The 17,348-nt window shown below is 46.9% G+C and carries 15 protein-coding genes and 1 pseudogene; all 16 read right to left on the bottom strand.

The genetic code is table 11. The features are described 5' to 3' along the window. Nucleotides 1-79: 79 nt before the first annotated feature. Nucleotides 80-427 (bottom strand): hypothetical protein, encoded by a 348-nt coding sequence (locus tag B5G10_RS03430; protein WP_087423359.1) that lies wholly within the window; start codon nt 425-427, stop codon nt 80-82. A gap of 51 nt (nt 428-478) precedes the next feature. Then, on the bottom strand, nt 479-1,837 hold the full coding sequence (locus tag B5G10_RS03425) for a M48 family metallopeptidase (RefSeq protein WP_158098764.1): 1,359 nt from the start codon (nt 1,835-1,837) through the stop codon (nt 479-481). A 44-nt stretch (nt 1,838-1,881) separates the two neighbouring features. Beyond that, the gene (locus tag B5G10_RS03420) at nt 1,882-2,187 is read right to left on the bottom strand and encodes a hypothetical protein (RefSeq protein WP_087423357.1); all 306 of its coding nucleotides are present in this window, start codon (nt 2,185-2,187) and stop codon (nt 1,882-1,884) included. 161 nt (nt 2,188-2,348) lie between these two features. Continuing rightward, nucleotides 2,349-2,948 (bottom strand): sigma-70 family RNA polymerase sigma factor, encoded by a 600-nt coding sequence (locus tag B5G10_RS03410; protein ID WP_087423355.1) that lies wholly within the window; start codon nt 2,946-2,948, stop codon nt 2,349-2,351. Then, nucleotides 2,945-3,835 carry a BACON domain-containing carbohydrate-binding protein gene (locus B5G10_RS03405; protein ID WP_087423354.1) on the bottom strand — a complete coding sequence of 297 codons (891 nt, stop codon included), beginning with the start codon at nt 3,833-3,835 and terminating at the stop codon, nt 2,945-2,947. The genes B5G10_RS03410 and B5G10_RS03405 overlap by 4 nt, the downstream gene beginning before the upstream one ends. A 1-nt stretch (nt 3,836) precedes the next feature. Beyond that, the gene (locus tag B5G10_RS03400; protein WP_087423353.1) at nt 3,837-5,066 is read right to left on the bottom strand and encodes a PrsW family glutamic-type intramembrane protease; all 1,230 of its coding nucleotides are present in this window, start codon (nt 5,064-5,066) and stop codon (nt 3,837-3,839) included. Nucleotides 5,067-5,093: 27 nt separating this feature from the next. Beyond that, nucleotides 5,094-5,663 (bottom strand): hypothetical protein, encoded by a 570-nt coding sequence (locus B5G10_RS03395; protein ID WP_087423352.1) that lies wholly within the window; start codon nt 5,661-5,663, stop codon nt 5,094-5,096. A gap of 13 nt (nt 5,664-5,676) precedes the next feature. Further along, nucleotides 5,677-5,961, bottom strand: a complete 285-nt coding sequence (locus tag B5G10_RS03390) for a DUF1294 domain-containing protein (protein ID WP_087423351.1) — start codon at nt 5,959-5,961, stop codon at nt 5,677-5,679. Between the two features lie 12 nt (nt 5,962-5,973). Continuing rightward, nucleotides 5,974-6,348, bottom strand: coding sequence for a hypothetical protein (locus B5G10_RS03385; RefSeq protein ID WP_087423350.1), 375 nt, complete (start codon nt 6,346-6,348; stop codon nt 5,974-5,976). Between the two features lie 4 nt (nt 6,349-6,352). After that, on the bottom strand, nt 6,353-7,159 hold the full coding sequence (locus B5G10_RS03380; protein WP_087423349.1) for a hypothetical protein: 807 nt from the start codon (nt 7,157-7,159) through the stop codon (nt 6,353-6,355). Between the two features lie 15 nt (nt 7,160-7,174). Continuing rightward, entirely contained in the window at nt 7,175-8,206 is a 1,032-nt protein-coding gene (locus B5G10_RS03375) for a hypothetical protein (protein ID WP_087423348.1), read from the bottom strand. Between the two features lie 13 nt (nt 8,207-8,219). Next, a complete protein-coding gene (locus B5G10_RS03370) occupies nt 8,220-10,082 on the bottom strand; it encodes a hypothetical protein (protein WP_087423347.1) in 1,863 nt (620 codons plus the stop codon). Between the two features lie 5 nt (nt 10,083-10,087). Continuing rightward, complete coding sequence (locus B5G10_RS03365; protein ID WP_087423346.1) at nt 10,088-11,872, bottom strand: hypothetical protein; 1,785 nt, start codon at nt 11,870-11,872, stop codon at nt 10,088-10,090. A gap of 22 nt (nt 11,873-11,894) precedes the next feature. Next, entirely contained in the window at nt 11,895-13,073 is a 1,179-nt protein-coding gene (locus B5G10_RS03360; protein ID WP_087423345.1) for a hypothetical protein, read from the bottom strand. 20 nt (nt 13,074-13,093) lie between these two features. Then, nucleotides 13,094-16,264, bottom strand: coding sequence for a S8 family serine peptidase (locus tag B5G10_RS03355; RefSeq protein ID WP_087423344.1), 3,171 nt, complete (start codon nt 16,262-16,264; stop codon nt 13,094-13,096). Between the two features lie 4 nt (nt 16,265-16,268). Next, nucleotides 16,269-17,348: pseudogene (locus B5G10_RS03350) on the bottom strand (hypothetical protein); the annotation flags it as partial.

Here is a 17,348-nt window from a genome sequence, read left to right as displayed (position 1 = left end):
CTCTCCACCTATTTTCAGTATTCGGCCAAGGGCCCCCGAGAGTTACGGGAAAAACCGAATCGCTATTCTCTACGAAAAGCTATCGTCGCAACGCATCAGACGCCCAACGCAAATACATCGCCGCCCGATCATCGGCATCAGAGGCATACTTCAATTGAGTTTTATACCGGTCCATGGCATCCTCGGCATAACGCATGTATGTTCGGGACCGGTCGAGATCGCCCCGCTTGGAATAATAAGCCGCCTCGCGTTGGTAGCCCTCGGCTTTTTTCAGATAGTAGGCAGCTTCGCGGCGATAGCCTTCGGCTTTTTTCTGGTAATACTCAGCTTCGCGCTGGTAGCTCTCGGCCTTTTTCATGTAGTAATCGTCTTGAGCAAATGCCAAGGCCGACAATGTCAATAACAACAGCAACAGAATTTGTTTCATAACAGCCATAATTTCTTTTCTATTAAAGAATATGGCTCGATACGAAATCTATCATATCGGGGCTATCTTTTCACCAAAGACATCATAGATACCGTGCCTGAAATAGAGCTTATAATCCATCTCGACCCGATACGACCTATCTTTCTCCACGACAAACTCAAACGGGGTCGATATAAGTCCCGCCGGGGCATAGGCCGAAATCGTGTGCTTCCCGGGCGAGATGCGATGCTTGAGCGTATAACCTTTGAGGAAGTTTCCAGATCCTATTATCCTCCCGTCGAGCAAGATCTTATACTTGACATCGACCAACGGCAGCTTGTGCCGCCTCTTCGCCAGATGAATTTCCAGGGATACCGATGTAGCCAACAACTGATGCTGGGCATAGAGGGCAAAACCCTCGCGCAACCAATTGGCGAATTGCGCAGCCGAGCAAGTGCGCGAAGCCCCTTGATCCATTGGTTCACACCAAGCAACAGCCGATTGGCGAATGTCATCGGTGCCCACCTTTATCTCCTGTTCCAGCCGCCCCAGCCGCTCGACCCGCCTAAGCACCTCGGCCGACAGAAACTGCCGGGAGGGACGTGAATACCGTCCTACCAACCGAAGGGCCCGATAGATATCATCGACTCGTGTATCGTTCGATTTCAATTGCTGTGCCCCCCACATGACCACGTTGTAGTTGTATCGCACACAAGCGGCATGAATCAAGGCCCTTTGCAACAACGGGGCTCCCACATGCTTCACAGCCACATCATCGGCATCATACTCCATTTGCTTGGCCAACCGGGAATATGCACTGTTGATGCGATTGCATATCCATATGGCAAAATAGGTAAAAAACAGCAACTGGCTTTTCATTTGAGTCTCAATAGCGCCCAACTTCTTAAGTTCCTTGATGGCCACAAACGATTTGGAAAACTGCCCAATCGTATAGACCGAGATAGAGTTTTTCATCTCGTCCTGTACATAGTGGCCAAACTCGTGATAGAGTATCGCCCGTATCTCGTCATCGTCCATCTGGGTCAAAAAGCCAAGACCCATGACCAGGTCGCGTTTAGGTCCGCTCAAGAAATTGCGCATTTGCGGCTGGATGAATACAGCCGCTATGGCATCGGGCGATATATAGACGTCGCGAATGGGCGACAGACCCAAGTCTTGGGTTACTTCATTGATGAGCCTGAACAAGGCGGGTGCATCCTGCTCGGTTATCTTTTTGAATGTAGCGGGAATCGTCGCTTTGAAACGAAACGCCTTCACCATCTCCCCCAAAAGCCAAACTCCTCCCAACGAAAAAATAGTCAGTTGGGTAGGCCAGTCATGCTCTTCGTGATACCGAATCACATAATAGCCCAACCACAGAGAAGCCAGAGCCAGCAAGACAAAACCCAAGCTCCCGATTATGTAAATCATAACCGACCTGTTGATTTTTCGTTTCAGCGACTCTACCTCCTCGCTCATTGTTCGTTATCGTCGTTCGATTCCTCTTCCGGATTATCATCCACATTACTCTCTCCCAAAAAACCAGCCATAGCCAAAGGCTCATACAAGGGCCTCGTCGATGCAGCCTCGACATGATCCCAGGATGGAAGAGGCACGACATTGTCGGCAGGGAACTGCTCCAATGCCTTGCGCGACACACTCAACACCTCGAGTGTATCGATATCCATCGACTCATCTACCCGCGAAGCCTCCTGCTTCGAGAGCATTCCCTCGAGATAAGCTGCCAACTCCTCGTCTGATATTTTATTGAACTGTTTCATACACCTTGCCATTTTCGTTATATAACACCGATGCCTTGAGAGCCACCAGAATACACTCTTCAAAAACCGAATCGGTCAAGCCACGCAGCACAATCTTTCGGTCTCTGTCGGTTGCCCGTCCGTCAAGTACGCGTCCGAGCAGTTCAAAGTTACAAATTGTATTATTGCCCATATCCTATCGCGACCATTTGTTTTTGTAAATTTTTCTTTACCCGGTTGTATCTTGTATAGACATACCCGGCAAACTGAGCTTTGTTCTGAGCCTCGGTATTCAAGGTTTTATCCTTCTCCATAAAAGCCTTGGCCTCATCGAGTATATCGCCCGGCTTCTCTCCATCTATAAGAATACGCTGTATCAAGAATCTATCAAACGGCTGTAACCGGTTCATAATCTTATGCAAATCTTCCATCACGAAGGTGTCGCTGCGGCTGTCGTCCTGCAACCCCTTGACCACGGCAATATTGTCGTCCAGTGGCAACAACTCCTTCTCGCGTTTGTGCTGGAAATACCTCGATGCAATAATCGTAATATATGAATTCAACGAGCACGTGAATCTAAAGATACGCAACTTGCGCCAATCATCGGCAGCAAGAAACTCATAAAACTCACCGATAAGTTCCTCGGGAGTAAACCTGTCGTGGCAAAAATATTGGCCTATATAGCTCAAGGCCGGGCGACACCGCACAAAGAAAAACTCTTGAATCACCCGCGCATCCGAGGCAATCAAGCCTGCTACAATCTCCTCATCTGTCATCATCATTCTCGCTCTCCAGAGCCATTACAAGTTCCACATTTTATACGGCCATTGCCATCACAGCCCCAGCACTTGGTATAGAACATGCCATACCCCCAGCCGCCTTGGCCCATGCACTGCGGACACAACTGGGTGCCCGAGCCGTGGCAATCGTTGCACTTTCCGCCTTGTGACACATAAATCGAAGCCGTTACGCCATCCTCTTTGATACGCACATACCCCGACCGGTATTCACCCGTGTTGCGACCAGTTCTTATCGATATTTCACTATCGTCATCTTCCGAAACCGAAACAAAGTCAGGACGGTCAATTTGATAATCGCCCCCGTCGGTATCGATAGACACATCACGACTTCCTCCACCTTTGTCGAAATGGATTACCCTTTGTGACGGGCTGATATACGAAGCGACTCCTGCCTGAGTGATAATCACCTGAGCCAGACATTTCCCACTCTGTACCGTTATACTCCCCTCCCGAGGCACACCGGTCGTGTTCTTACGTACCTCTACACCTATTTTATCTTCATCCTCGACCACATCGACCCAATCGGGCACATGGTTGATATGCCAGATATACCCGTCATAATCGATATCGACCGTCGTGCTGCCACCAACCTTAGGAGCAATCAGATGGTCGGGCTCCATACGCAAGTAGGTCGCGACATTGTTCAGGTAATTCAACAAGATAAAAAAGCCTCCCACCAAAGCGGCCAAGACAATCAGTACCACCTTCCAAACAGGCCGGCGCTTCTTGACCCGACGAACGGGAGCGTTACCACCAGCCACGTTCACCGGCGGCACTTCGGCCTCCTTACGTTCCAACGCAGCCCCGCACTCTGTACAAAAGTTCATCGAGTCGGGGTAATCCTTTGCACAATGTTTACAATATTTCATATCAATACTTACTTTTATACTTGGCTATTTCAGACAACCCCATGTTTATGAGAATCAATACCACAATCCACACCAGCAAAGTCAATACGATTTGACCCAAATAAATCTCCGCCCCTATATTCGTCAACGGCGAGTCCCACAGCATGTGCAACAGAACGGGTATGATAAAAAGTCTGAGAAATTTTTTACTGGCAAGCATATTGACGCACACACGGCCATACTCCTTGGATGCAATAACCATGGCCGCACCGGTTATGGCCGACCAGGCAATGTGGCCACCGGGAGTAAGTACTCCTCTTACCTGAATGACATCCATCATCCCATCCCAGCCACCTATCAGCAAATATGACATCGCATACCCCGACGACTCGAACGCTGCAAAACCCGCACCCACGGCAGCACCTATCAGCAAACCCGGGAGTATGTTCATTTTGCCCAATTTCTTAATAAAATAATAAATAATGACAGCTTTGCCCGTCTCTTCTACAATACCCACAAGTAAGGCACCCCAATAGTCCAAATCGTCAATAACTACCAGCGAATACAGTGTGAGAGTAACCACCAGCGAGGCACACCCTCCCACCAAAAATATCAGGGCAATATCATAGAGACTGATGTTGCGAAACGCATTGAGCTCAAGGAACAGGATTACCCCTGTGAGTGGTACGGTAAACGACCCCACCACCATCAAACCGGGAAGTGCTTTTTCGTTATCAAAAGAGGTGCAACAGATATACAGCAATACAAATGCCAACATAAACAACAAAAACACCCGGCTATAAAGCCACGGATGTGGCCATCGCTGCGACACATCTTCGAGACTGGGAGTCGTGGTGCGAGTCCCGCAAATAAAAATCTCCTCGGCCTCATCCTTGGTATGCCTCTTGAACACATCGGTAAACAAGACTCGCCAATTCAAATCGGCCGGACGGTCGTTGCCCATATACTCGTTGATATGATCAACCCACGACGAAGAACTACCTGGCCTCTCCCCTGCATTGCCATGCGATGAAGTATTACTACTGTTATTCTCAACTTCAATTCGTGGAGGAGGCGTGCCGTTACTCTCCTCACCCCCGATACGAGTCGAAGTGCTGTTGCTGCTATCGGCATCAATCCCCGGCAAGAGATCACCTCCTACCTTCGGGACCGACCGCAAGGGACGACCACAACCACCGCAAAACTTGGCATCATCGTCGTTGCCATGACCACAAATACCACAATACTTCATTTTATTTATCCTTTGATTATAAAAACATCACTCTATCTCGATTCGTGCAACCAGCTCTCTCTGCCCGACAGTTTTCATTTCAAGATTATATACAACGGGCTCTTCGTTGCCCTTAAAAACAACCACCTGGCACGGGCCCTTCCGCACGACATTCTCCTTTGCCTTATAGTATTCCACCTCCACCATATATTCCCCAGCCGGTGGATTCTCCCAGTAAATATTCTCGGCCGAACCTCTACCTCCGTCCATGTTGTCCACGTCGAGATAGCCGCCGGTCTCAATATCTTTCTTATTACGGAAATAAATTTCTGTTCCATTGGGTTCTATCACATGCAAATCCAAGTCGGCGGAGAAATTCCAAAGCAAAGTTACCTTCAACGCACCTCGGCCGCCAATATCCTCAGCCCGATCGATGAGATCGTCTTCAGCAGGATCTTCAGCAGGATCTTCAGCAGGATCTTTAGTAGGATCTTCGACAAGTTCTTCAAACACACGCGCATGTTGGCTCCGTCCCCAATAATTATCCAGGCGGGGTAAAAGAACCAACAAAAGCAGTATGACATATACCGAGATCAATACAGCCTTTAAAAACTTCATACCCTTTATTCCATTAAAAGCCAAACAACTGCGTTCGATACAAGATCTCTATCGCAAGCTGTATGCACAGGAACAGAGGCACACATATCTTGAAAACCTTATGCTTCGTTTTGTGCCTGAAGAGAATCATGCCGCACAAGGCACCAAACGCTCCACCCAAGAAGGCAAACAGGAGCAGTATGAACTCGGGAATACGCCATCTGCCACATTCTGCCAGGCGTTTGTCAAGCCCATACAGAATAAAGGTTACTACGTTGGCTATAAATAAAATCTGTAAGTCTATATCTATGTTTATCATATTCTTCTACATTTATTCTAAACCTCCAATTTTTCTTGCTTCCTTCTTCACAGGCATCGGTTTGCCGTCCACCTCCGCCTTAAGGTCGCTCTTTATACTCTTTTTCAGTGCACTCCAATCGACAATGACCTTCACATCTTTCGAGCGTTCCTCTATGGGGATTTCGCACTTGACGACACGATTTTCCATATCGACAGTAACCCCCTCAACCTTAACTCCGTCCAATAGTCTCGACACACAAAAGGTAAGCGGTTCCGATTTGTAAATGGTTGTATCGATGCCCCAGTTGAGATCGATTGTTATCTCACGATCGAGATAATCCTTTATGGGCCAAGGCTTTGGTTCCCCATTGACAATCAATATCCAGTCTTTCGAATCCGTTGTCATACCGTCACAGTTCCAGAATCTTATTCAGCAGCTCAATATCCTTTTCCTTCAAGGCCTTATACGAAATATCCAGCATCTGATTCAAATAGGGACTCGTATTCTCCTGATTGCGATAGTATTTCTTCACATAATCGAGATCATCAAGACTCTTTTTATAATCATCGATGGCAATATCCCGGGTCAGTGACGATGTGGCCGAGGCTATTTTCTTTGTCTTCAACTCGTCTTGCGCCAACGACTTCACCTTCTGATAAGTCTCGGTATATAGAGCCAGAATATTGTCTATCTCCTTATAATCCCGCTTGAGAGTATCGTTGGCTATGCTCTGGAAGTTCTGACGCAGAGCAATCACCCGCGACTCTTTGCACTTGAGGTCGAGATAGGTAATCATCATCTGAATGGCAATCGTATCGGCCCTGGCCGATTTCAATTCGGCCTGATGCAGCTGTTCAGCTACTTCGGCTTCCCGCTTTTGGTATTGCTGGTGCAACCGCAGGCTATCCTCGACAAATGCAATCGAGTCGTTCACCCGCCTCGACTCCAACAACTGCAACTTGTCGATAACACGACTCATCGAATCGGCATCGGCACTCAATTGGGCCATCTTATCGGCATCGACCAACAGTTGTTGCCGGTAACTGGCAATCGTATCGTTCAACCGGGTTACCGAATCGAGCAAAGCCTCCTTTTCATTGCGCAGCCCATCCCACTTTTCAATAGGAACATTAACCGTAACTTTATCCTTTTTGGCCATCGTACGGGTTCCTGCACAAAGGACAATACACAAGCATATCACAAATATCTTCTTCATAACAATCTCTTTTTTTTAATAATACCGGTATCTTGCCGCATCAAAGTCCGACTGGTCCTTCAGAGCCTGTCTTTGAGTGCTTTTCAAGTTGTCTATCCGGCCATCGTTACCCACACATTTATCAAAATAGCTATATACCTTTTCATTTTGTGCCACATACTCATCCCACGAATCGAAGTGGAATACATTCATCACATACTCCGAATAGGTTTTCAGATAGCTATACTGCTTGTCGAGCAGAATCGATCTCACAGCAGCCGTTTCGGAAGTGGAGTTGTAATAGGTCTCATACTCCCTGATCTTGACATTGTAGAGATTGGATAACTTTTGACTAAAATTGTCGTAATACTCCAATCCCGCACAAGAGAGATTCCGGGCCGAGTAATCCAGATAGTGCAAATGACTGGTTTTGATTTGGACCGGCAGCTCATCAAGAGCCGACATCAAGGCACTACAATTCTTCAAATGCGAATCGCTCTTATATATATTGGCTTGACTGACAAGGTCCTTGGTGCGAGCGATCGAGTAGAACGAGGTTTGCCGGGCAACCGCCCAAGCTGCATCGTACTTGTCGAGAATCTTGAGCACACCATCCATCTGCGAGACAAACTTCGACGACGGTTCTATGATAGGACTGCCATCACTCTTTTTCATCTCCTTTATCGAAGCAATTCTCTGCCGCATGAAACGGTGGCTCCAATCGGGTTCATCCCACTCCGATCTCTCAAAAGCCTTACCGCATCGAAGCATAAACTTGGGCAGATAGGCATTGAGCAGATCTTCGGTTCTGCGAATACGCATATCGTCACTTATCAACGACTCTTGCTCATAACGCCTGAGCTTGTAGAGGCACTCGTTATACACCGACTCAAAATCGCTGGATTGCTCCATCTCTTCTATCGAAGATTGCAAGGCCTGGTCGTGAGCATTTTCAAACTCGAGTTCCCGGGGCGGATCTACCACCGTATGCTTCCAATGAAGCACCCCATATACGCACAAGGCCACCGAAAATATCAGAATAGCCGTCTTTATCAATGTCTTATTCATAATTGTCCTTTCGTTATTCAAGGCCACCTATTTCTTTCTTCTGCGGAGTCTCAGGTTTCACGGGCTTAGCAGGAGAATTCTTAGCTCCATCTTTCTTGGAAGAACTGCCACCAGTGGATGGCTTAGGCTTAGCTTTCAAAATATCTTTCAAAATATTATTATACTGAATTAGATCGATTGCCCCCGCATTTCCTATGGGATCACGAGTCACGTTAATGCCTTTAGCATTTATTTCTGTCATGTTCTCTATGATGCTACGCCAAGTCTTGCCCACAGAATCAGGGTCAACGCCCAAAGAATTGTATATCGCCAATACAATTGTAAAATCATATCCATTCAATGCATCATAGAGGTTTTCATAGCCAGCTTCCTTAAATTCAGATCTGCTCCATAGAGTATTTTTCAGCAACTCCTTAATCTTTTGTTTTGTATCTGCCTGCTCTTTTTCTGCATCAGAGGTGGAACTTCCCGACTTCTCGGCACGAGCAGGATCATTGGATTGAGTCTTTACAGCATAGGTTTCAACAGTCTCTCGTTGTTGGTATTTAGCTATCACTCCGCTGAGGCCCCAACCGGCCCAGCCGCCCAAAAGGAAGACTACTATCGATATCAGCAAGATTACATACAGTTGCGATTTGGTCAACCGCTGTTTTCTCCGCCTCAGATAAATCTTTTCGCTATTGAGAGTCGAGGGTTCTACCTCATAGTAAGCCAAAGGCGAACGCTTAATATCAAAACGGGCATCCTCTATGGCAAATGTTATCTTGCGCCCCTCTTCCAATCGGTTATCGACCACATAGGTATAGGTCTTGGGAGCCCGGGTAAGTTTTATCTTCCGTCCTCTTTGCTGGTTCTCTCTCAAGGTATTATAAAAGAACGTCCCGGTATTATATCCCTTACACTCGATTGTTACAGTGGGGTTATTCTGCAACACACTTTCGAGAACAGGAGTGCCCTCGGGCTTTATTTCAGTATCACCAATCCGAACCTGAATATCTTTTAATGGGGTACCTTTTTCCTGATCCAATACCTCAAACATAGATAATTTAATGATGGTTTTCCATTTAATCGCATTGAGTTGCGACGTGGGGTCTTCACTCTGCGAGTTGATGGTTACCGAAATCGATTGGGCTACAAAACTTTCCCGCGAGGCCGTTATCGTAACGGTATCGCCCAACTTTGCAGGATAATCGGCGGTGAACGCCTGCCCATTAATCGTCAACTTATAACGGTAGCCCACGGGGTATTTCAAGACAGCATACCGCCCCACCTGACTCTGTTGCAATTCTACAACACCTTCCACGGGAGTCATTACATCCAAACTGGCTTTGTCTATCAAGAACACAGCCTTATAGCCATTGTAGCAAGGATTGAACAGATTCTTGGAGAGAATCTCTTTCAACTGATAGTCGGTACCTCGACCATACAACTGGTAGGCATACTGCTGACGGCTAAACGAACTACTATTCACATAAGGAGGTGCAGTCAATAGCTTATATTCCGTATCGCACAATTGGTCAAACGCCTTAAAATCGAGTTGAGTCTTACCCAACTCTTCCTTGGTCTTGTCAATAATATAGGCCAACTCCTCCCCCGGAATAGCCACGTTACAAGGTATCGTTATCATGGCCATCACACAATCGCCTGCACGCCCGGCAATCACTCGGCAAATCACATACAGGGCCACCTTGTCGCCATAGCAGATAAAATCGACAAAATAGACGCCATCTTTTGCTGTAGCCTGAATCTCCTTAAGATCATTTCGCGGGTCCATAAAATAATTTTCCCACCGTTTGGCCGAAGGTGTAGCATGCAAGAGTTCGGCCCCTGCACTCACACGTCCTACCATCATACCTATTTTCCCAATCTGTTCCATCTCGATTATCCTTTAAATATTCTACTCAAAAAACCAATTTTCCCAGTTGCTTCTCCATGACTGCGCTTTAGAATTATATCGACTATCGATTCTGCATACCGGGCATCAAACTTGCACAGGTCCTGGAAACATACCGTTCCTACCGAAAAGGGCAAAACCCGTACGATACCGCCGTTAATACGATTGGTGATGCATATCTGCTCAAGACCACCATAAAACGCCGCATACTTTTCCTTAATATATTGGAGTAACAAGCGGTTACGCTCCTCGTCATTGCGAGCCTTTATCTTATCGACCTTCGTCACAATAAGAAAGATGGCGTCGGTATTGGTCTTGAATATACCCATCTGATCGATATATTGTAAGGTAGCATCCAAATAATTTCGCTGAGGCAGCCCCTCGTACATCCGGTTCTCGGCACCATACTCCACCACAAAGAAATGGATTTTGCGGTTTTTCGTGCGGTTTCCCATCGTATTCCCGTTCTCATCTTTACCTCCCAGTACATCCGTTAAATCCTGTAAAGCTTTTTGTTCCTGGATGGTCAGAGGTTTTCCACTTATTTTCTTGTACATACACCGAATCAACTCACCGGCAAAGTCGATGCAGGTAATCGGATGCCGTTTATGCTTGTCATCGATCAGATCAAATCCCATCTCGTATGACGAAGCAACCGGAGTTCCTCCCGGAAGAATCGCTACTCCATTAAAGGAATCGAAACACTGGGGAAGCCTGTTCATATAATCATACCCCTGACAGTTGGGATCCATCATCATCGTTCTGGCCACGGTACCACTACCGGCCACTCGCAGGATAGCACCCAAGGCACACGTCTTGCCCGACGACGGGATACCCCAAAAATACAGCTCGGTCGATACCCGATCGATATTCAACGGGCTATCCGATGCTTCAAACTTGGCTCCCTGGGTATTTTTTGCCAACTGCCGAACGAACTCTCGACTGATACCCAGATCCTCCAAATCCTCATAAGAGAAATAACTATCCTGTATCAGACGGCTTATAACCAACGAAGGGAGCCGATTATTGTCAAGTTCTATGATATCGAGTATATCGTCAACCTCAATCTTGCCCTTCTTATCGTCCAACGCCTTTTTAATCAGCTCATACATACGCAGCTGAGGATCTGAAATCGTCTTATCGGTCACCACTTGATCAATATCGTGCAACAGCTCCTCTACGGTATAATCGAAATAACTGCTATTGATGCTGTCGTTGATTAGCTCCTGAGCTTCCTTGCAATAGATATTTTGGGGATTGTTCTTCATGAACTTTCGCACCGCATCAATATCGTCTTTATCGACCGCATCCCAAACCCGTTTATCTTCGGCCGACGACGCAGCTTCTCTCAATTTCTCCTTTTTATCCCGGGCTTCATCCCGATGCTCCCCATCGGGATAGTCATCCAAATAACGCTGATAAGCCTCTATTGTATTGGTTGCTACAATCTTTTTCCAAACCTGATCCTCGTTATCTTGACGACAACGAAGAATAGCTTCCTCGGCTTCCTTTCTATGTGCCCCGGCAGGATAGGCTTCCAGATAACGCTGATAAGCCTCTACCGTACCCGCCTGTTGCGCTGCAGCCCAGTCATTAGGCTCTGCACTACGAAGCAGTACATCAACTTTATTCCTGACCTCGGCCGAATAGTATCCCCCGGTATTGTCAGGATTCTTCAACTCCTCTTGGGTCACAACTCCTTGTTTGATCAAACGGACAATATCCTCGGGAGAGTATTGCTCTATGTTGTCAAATATGTTCTGTTTATCCATGTGTGTATATAATATTTATCATTTACAAAGATTCATTCTCCTTATTTCTGGCAGCTCGTCTTTCTTCTCGGCGCCGACGCCGTTCCTCTTTGGTCAATGCCGACTCATCAACTTCATACGGGGTATCTTCCGAATGGGTCTCGCCTGATATGGGAGAAGACATATCTATTTCAATATGAGTAACCTCATGCTTCTTTTCTATCGGGTCAAAAGATTTGGGACCTTTTCCCCGGGAAGTATCGATGCCTATATCCATAAATCGACGGCCAAACAAGGTATAGGTACTCACGCCATTACGCTCCTGAATGAAATATGGGAACATCAACAACAGATAGAACACCACTGCCCATATAATGATATAGTAATTGATCGTGAACTCTCGATTCTCGGGCTTATAGATATTGCTCAAGCTGTCCAAATCGCCGATAATTGCACGGAGGTGTGTCTCATCGGCATCGAAGGGTCGCACCTCAGTCTCCTCCATCTTTTCGGTCGATAGGATTACACTCGAGAATTTGTTGAGGCTGGAGCTCCACTCCAAAATCGAAGCCTCGATCTCCTTGATGTTACCCACCAGGAAGACATTCCATACACTGGTCTTTTGATTGGCTCGGTCAATCCACTCTCGCGCTACCACATTCAGGCTGTCATAATTTGCCGTCAATTGCAAGGTGAGAGCTTCTACCTCCATCGCAACCTTTTTATTGTCGCTGGTCCCGTCGAAACCGATCTCTTGATACAGGGTAGGCTGTATATCTTTATTTTGTTTGACCCGCTTCAGAAAATCGGCATAATTGTCGATGCGCTGTTCGGCATAGGCATCATAATCATCAAACAATTTTGTAGAAGAATCAATGGCTCGCTTGAACGTCTCTTCTATCCGCTTGCTTTCGCTGGCCACATTCATGGCATGATTGAAGGGAATGAGGCAGGCCACAAGTATCAACGGTGAAGTGAATACCAAAAAACGTTCCCACCAAATGCATTTGCCGAAATCGAAATCATTATCAATACCTTTCAATTGTTGTGCCCCGATAAACCAAAGTATCAAGACAATCAAAATAGCCAATGTACCAAGCATCGGCTTGAGAAATCCATCGTCGATAGCATATGTTAGCCCAACAAAAGAGACATAGCCTATACCTATCAAGGCTAAAAAGGCCACAATGTGCGCCCACGAGAATTTTAAGTTTTTATACATAATCTCTGCTTTATATGATCCTATTTGTATTTTTCCTGTTCTTCGGGGGGTAGTTTCTTGATTAAATCGACAATTGCCCGTTGGTGTTCGGCTATTTGCCGGAAGATATCCGAGTAGTCTTTTGCTGTATCTCCGCCTCCGGAATGCCCGTCATCCCGATTAGCAGGGTCACTGCCCCAATCATTCTCATTTCCACTTCCTCTATCGCCTCCGCTTCTGTCATCACCTCCGCTTCTGTCATCGCCCCCGCTTCCGATACCACTATCGCTATCGCCGTCGCCAGGCAAAGAGCCAGACTGCAAGAGGGCCAACGCCCGATCGGCTTGCACCAAGGGACCTAACGAGGAATCGGACAATCGTCGGCCCGATCGCTTGAGTATATCGATAGCTTCACCTCCCGTAATATCGGGGTTTATACTCTTGAGCAACGCTACTACTCCTGTCACGATAGGTGCAGCCATCGAGGTGCCCTGCATCATGGCATAGTCATTGACGGGAACAGTGCTGTATATCTCGGACCCCGGAGCAGCCACTTTGGAGCCCAACCCGTAGTTGGAACCTGCGCCATCGTTGTTGAAGATCGACTTATTCAGATTTTTATCCACGGCTGTAACAATAATGAGGCTGTCATGTCGGTTCTGCGGATTCAGGTACGAGACTACGTTGTCGTTTCCGGCCGAGAAAACCAGTATGGTCTTTCTCTCTTGAGCCATTCTGAAAACGCGCTTCCAAAGAAGCTCCTCTACCTTGCCCTTTTGCTTGGCAATCTCGAGCTGCTCTTCGGCCGGGACATCGCGGTACCCGGCATAACTGCACCCCATCGAGATGTTCACTACATCGGCTCCATTGTGAATGGCATAAGCAATGCCACTTATCTCGGCCGAGAGGGAACTGGTCTCTCCATCGAACACCTGGACCGGCATCAACTTACAACCGGGAGCCAGGCCACCGGCCTTACCATCCTCACGCACCAGTCCCACGGCCAGTCCGGCAGTATGGGTACCATGTCCCGAACCATTGGTGAGTTCCCGTGATTTGGTATAAACGTTATACGGTGAGACAATCTTGTCTTTGAGTGCATCATGGGTAGTATCGAAACCATCATCGACCACGGCAACCGTAATCTCGGGATTCCCTATAGTGATGGTCCAGGCTTTGGGCGCATTTACAGCCAACAAATGCCAACCGGCATCAGCCTCAGAGGTGCGCTTCACTACCGCCGCATTTTGCTGTATCGCATACTCATCGACAATGAAAAATGAATACTTTTCTCCCAATCGCCGCTCAATCTCCCGCTTCATGGCCTCACGCTCCTCGACCGGCATCATGATGCTGACGCGTTTTACCAGGTCGTCATAATCGAGCTTGTACTTCTGCGTATCGGGATAGATGCTTCTGAAATCTTTGGCAAACGCATTCAAATTGGCATTATCGTCGGTAAAAAAGACATTGATTATATTGGGTATAATCTGCGGTCCCTGAGGATTGTCGGGATTGTCGATTGGCGGTATCGAAGGATCGGCAGGCAATATGCCCACATGATACTCGCTATCGCCATTACCGGGATCGACATCCTCACCCAAATCGGGCTCATCGATTGGCGTGGAGGGAACGTCGCCTATCTGCCCGTCATCGGCAAAACCGGGATTATCCCTGAACTGATCACTTGTAGAGTCGCCAATATCTACCAAGGCCGGACCATTCTCTACATCGCCAGGCGAAAGTACCGAACCATCGCATCCTCTCAACAACGACAAGAGGTATAAGAATAACAACAAGAGGAGCAGGAACAAGAGGAACTTCCACAAGCAGCCCCACGACAAGGGCCACAGCCCCTTCCACCAGGGACGTCGCTCTTTATAAACAGCTTGGAAAGTGATATCATTGTCCAAAGCCGATTCCAAAGGATTGATATCCCACCCTACAAACTTATATCCCGAATAGGGTTTCACTTGCGGGACTTGGGAGTTCAGGAGCTTTGAGCCTCGAGGCAACAAATAGGACGAGGTCCCCTCCATCGTGCCGTAGTCTCCAGCATCAAAATTGACATGAATATTATCCTCTTCCAACGCTTCGCACTTGGCATATATCTGCATATCGCCTGTAACCGCAGCAGTAATATCGGCCGACCATCCGGCAAATCGATAGCCGGGATTACATTGAATATCGGGAATCTGCTCACTGGATATAAACCCGCCTTGCGGAATATCGAAATCGAGCGGCCCCATAAGTTCGCAATTGCCATCCGATATAAACCGAATGTGGCATGTGTGCGATGTACTCTCTCGGCAAACGGCATGGAACGTAGTATCCTCGTCAATTGCCTCATGAGGATCCCGGTCCCACCCGGTAAACTCGAATCCTTCGCGAGCCGTAACCTGAGGTATTTGGTCTTCCGACAAGATAGTACCCCGCTCTACCTGTAAAGTATCAGTACCCGTTATGGTACAATTCTCGCCAGCTACAAAACATACGTTGCATTTGGGTTTTTCTATCTCGCGGTAACGGGCCACGAAAGTCAAATCCTCGTTTACCAACACACCTATGGGATCGGGGTTCCACCCTTCAAGTTCAAACCCTTCCTGAGCCTTGATTTTAGGCAAGTCTTTGGACGTCAACTTACCGCCCTTACGCCTTTTCACCTTGGCGTCGAACTTATTTATCAATGCTCCATGCTTACCGGGATCAAAAACGATAGTGTGATACTCGGTCAAATCCAGTTCATGCATGATAACACCCGTGGCATTGTGCCGATGAATATCGGGCTCCATACCCCATACGGCAAGTACCAACCTATCGCCAATGCAATATACGAAATCGACATTTACAAACTTGATGGCCGATTCGAGTATCCGTTTCGTTTCGCCCGAAAGCGAAGCTATCGCCTGTTTATAGTGATTGACAATGTTTGTCAACTTTCGTTCGGCCATTTGACGTGCCTCAGGATCCAGATCGGTTATCTTGATCGGTGCAAGATCATATCCCCACTCCTCGGTGTACCAATAGACTCGATCATCCTCGGCCGAATATTCAGGCTCGGCCAGGAACGAATGATAAGGCTCATCTATATGCTGCTTGACAATTGCATATACACTGTTGTATCTCTTATACATCGGATCATTTCCAACCCCTTGAATGTTGGTAAAGTCCGACACCTCGACATAACACAGTTTCTTTTTCCCTGCTATCATGACATTATGAATATAACAAATTTATTTTTTCTATCAATTCTTTCACGGCTTGATTCTCGGCAGGATCTTTGGTAGAGACTCCACTGGCCAGAAGCAGGCCTATCAACAAAAGGTTCTGCCAACGCTGGAAATTATCCCACAAAGGCAAACGCCGCAAGGTTTGCATATCGGACTCGTTAAAGCCCGGCTTGCGCATGATATCAAAAGACTCATCCAAAGCATTCAATGCATCTACAACCGGTTGTTTCTTACGCGTAGCTTCAATGCCTTGGGCTGTAAGATCAAGGTTTACATTGCATCTCAATGCCTTCTCTGAAATCTCTTTCAAATTTTCTTCCGACATATACCTGCGGCCAACAGTCGATATAAAATTGTTCAGTTCAAGTGAAGCATAGTCGGCAATTGCATTGAGTCGTTCTTTGGTTTCAAACATCTTATCATACCGGGCAATATTCTCCGATATCCGTTTCTTGACACCCAACTTTTGCAAAAGGGTTTGATACATAAGTACAATCTCTTCGGTAAACGGAAGGTATTTCCCAAGAGCCGAGATAGAAGAGTTCAAATAATCTATCCAGAACTCAATAATATGTTTTGTCAACACATCCGAGACCGTTGCACAAAACTCCTCTTCGCCCGATATGATGTCATCAACACTATAATCTTTATCGGCATACTCTTCGTCCAACTCTTCTTTCGTTGACATGGCATTATACGCCAAGAGTTTTTGCAGTCGAACCTCTTTGCTATCGTCGGGGGTTATACCCACGGTAAACCGAATAAGGTTAATGCCCGGGATATCCTTGGGGATATCTTTTTTGAGAACGATGATGTCTTTGGCTATCTTACGAATTTCACGAGGCGATATCATCAGGCAATCAAGAATCTTCCCAAATACTTGAGGGTCACTTGCCATATTGAGGAGCATCCTGGCCCGAACCCGGTTCATCACCAACTGTGTCCGTTTCAATTTATCCTCATCGGAGTCTGGCTCATAATACCCATTCAACGTGTCCTGTATCTCTTTTTTAATAGTTCTTAGTTCTTCCAGATACATCAAAACCCTAAGCTCGCTGAGATGGGT

Source organism: Barnesiella sp. An55 (genome assembly GCF_002161555.1).
Classification (GTDB): Bacteria; Bacteroidota; Bacteroidia; order Bacteroidales; family Barnesiellaceae; genus Barnesiella; species Barnesiella merdipullorum.
The sequence above is the reverse complement of the archived record's forward strand: the minus strand, read 5'-3'. Positions and strand labels throughout refer to the sequence as shown.

Coding starts and splice junctions, on each gene's coding strand:
- B5G10_RS03365 (WP_087423346.1), bottom strand. CDS start 11,872: ATGGATAAACAGAACATATTTGACAACATAGAGCAATACTCTCCCGAG.
- B5G10_RS03400 (WP_087423353.1), bottom strand. CDS start 5,066: ATGAAGTATTGTGGTATTTGTGGTCATGGCAACGACGATGATGCCAAG.
- B5G10_RS03375 (WP_087423348.1), bottom strand. CDS start 8,206: ATGAATAAGACATTGATAAAGACGGCTATTCTGATATTTTCGGTGGCC.
- B5G10_RS03380 (WP_087423349.1), bottom strand. CDS start 7,159: ATGAAGAAGATATTTGTGATATGCTTGTGTATTGTCCTTTGTGCAGGA.
- B5G10_RS03425 (WP_158098764.1), bottom strand. CDS start 1,837: ATGATTTACATAATCGGGAGCTTGGGTTTTGTCTTGCTGGCTCTGGCT.
- B5G10_RS03385 (WP_087423350.1), bottom strand. CDS start 6,348: ATGACAACGGATTCGAAAGACTGGATATTGATTGTCAATGGGGAACCA.
- B5G10_RS03395 (WP_087423352.1), bottom strand. CDS start 5,663: ATGAAGTTTTTAAAGGCTGTATTGATCTCGGTATATGTCATACTGCTT.
- B5G10_RS03390 (WP_087423351.1), bottom strand. CDS start 5,961: ATGATAAACATAGATATAGACTTACAGATTTTATTTATAGCCAACGTA.
- B5G10_RS03405 (WP_087423354.1), bottom strand. CDS start 3,835: ATGAAATATTGTAAACATTGTGCAAAGGATTACCCCGACTCGATGAAC.
- B5G10_RS03360 (WP_087423345.1), bottom strand. CDS start 13,073: ATGTATAAAAACTTAAAATTCTCGTGGGCGCACATTGTGGCCTTTTTA.
- B5G10_RS03370 (WP_087423347.1), bottom strand. CDS start 10,082: ATGGAACAGATTGGGAAAATAGGTATGATGGTAGGACGTGTGAGTGCA.
- B5G10_RS03420 (WP_087423357.1), bottom strand. CDS start 2,187: ATGAAACAGTTCAATAAAATATCAGACGAGGAGTTGGCAGCTTATCTC.
- B5G10_RS03410 (WP_087423355.1), bottom strand. CDS start 2,948: ATGATGATGACAGATGAGGAGATTGTAGCAGGCTTGATTGCCTCGGAT.
- B5G10_RS03355 (WP_087423344.1), bottom strand. CDS start 16,264: ATGATAGCAGGGAAAAAGAAACTGTGTTATGTCGAGGTGTCGGACTTT.
- B5G10_RS03430 (WP_087423359.1), bottom strand. CDS start 427: ATGAAACAAATTCTGTTGCTGTTGTTATTGACATTGTCGGCCTTGGCA.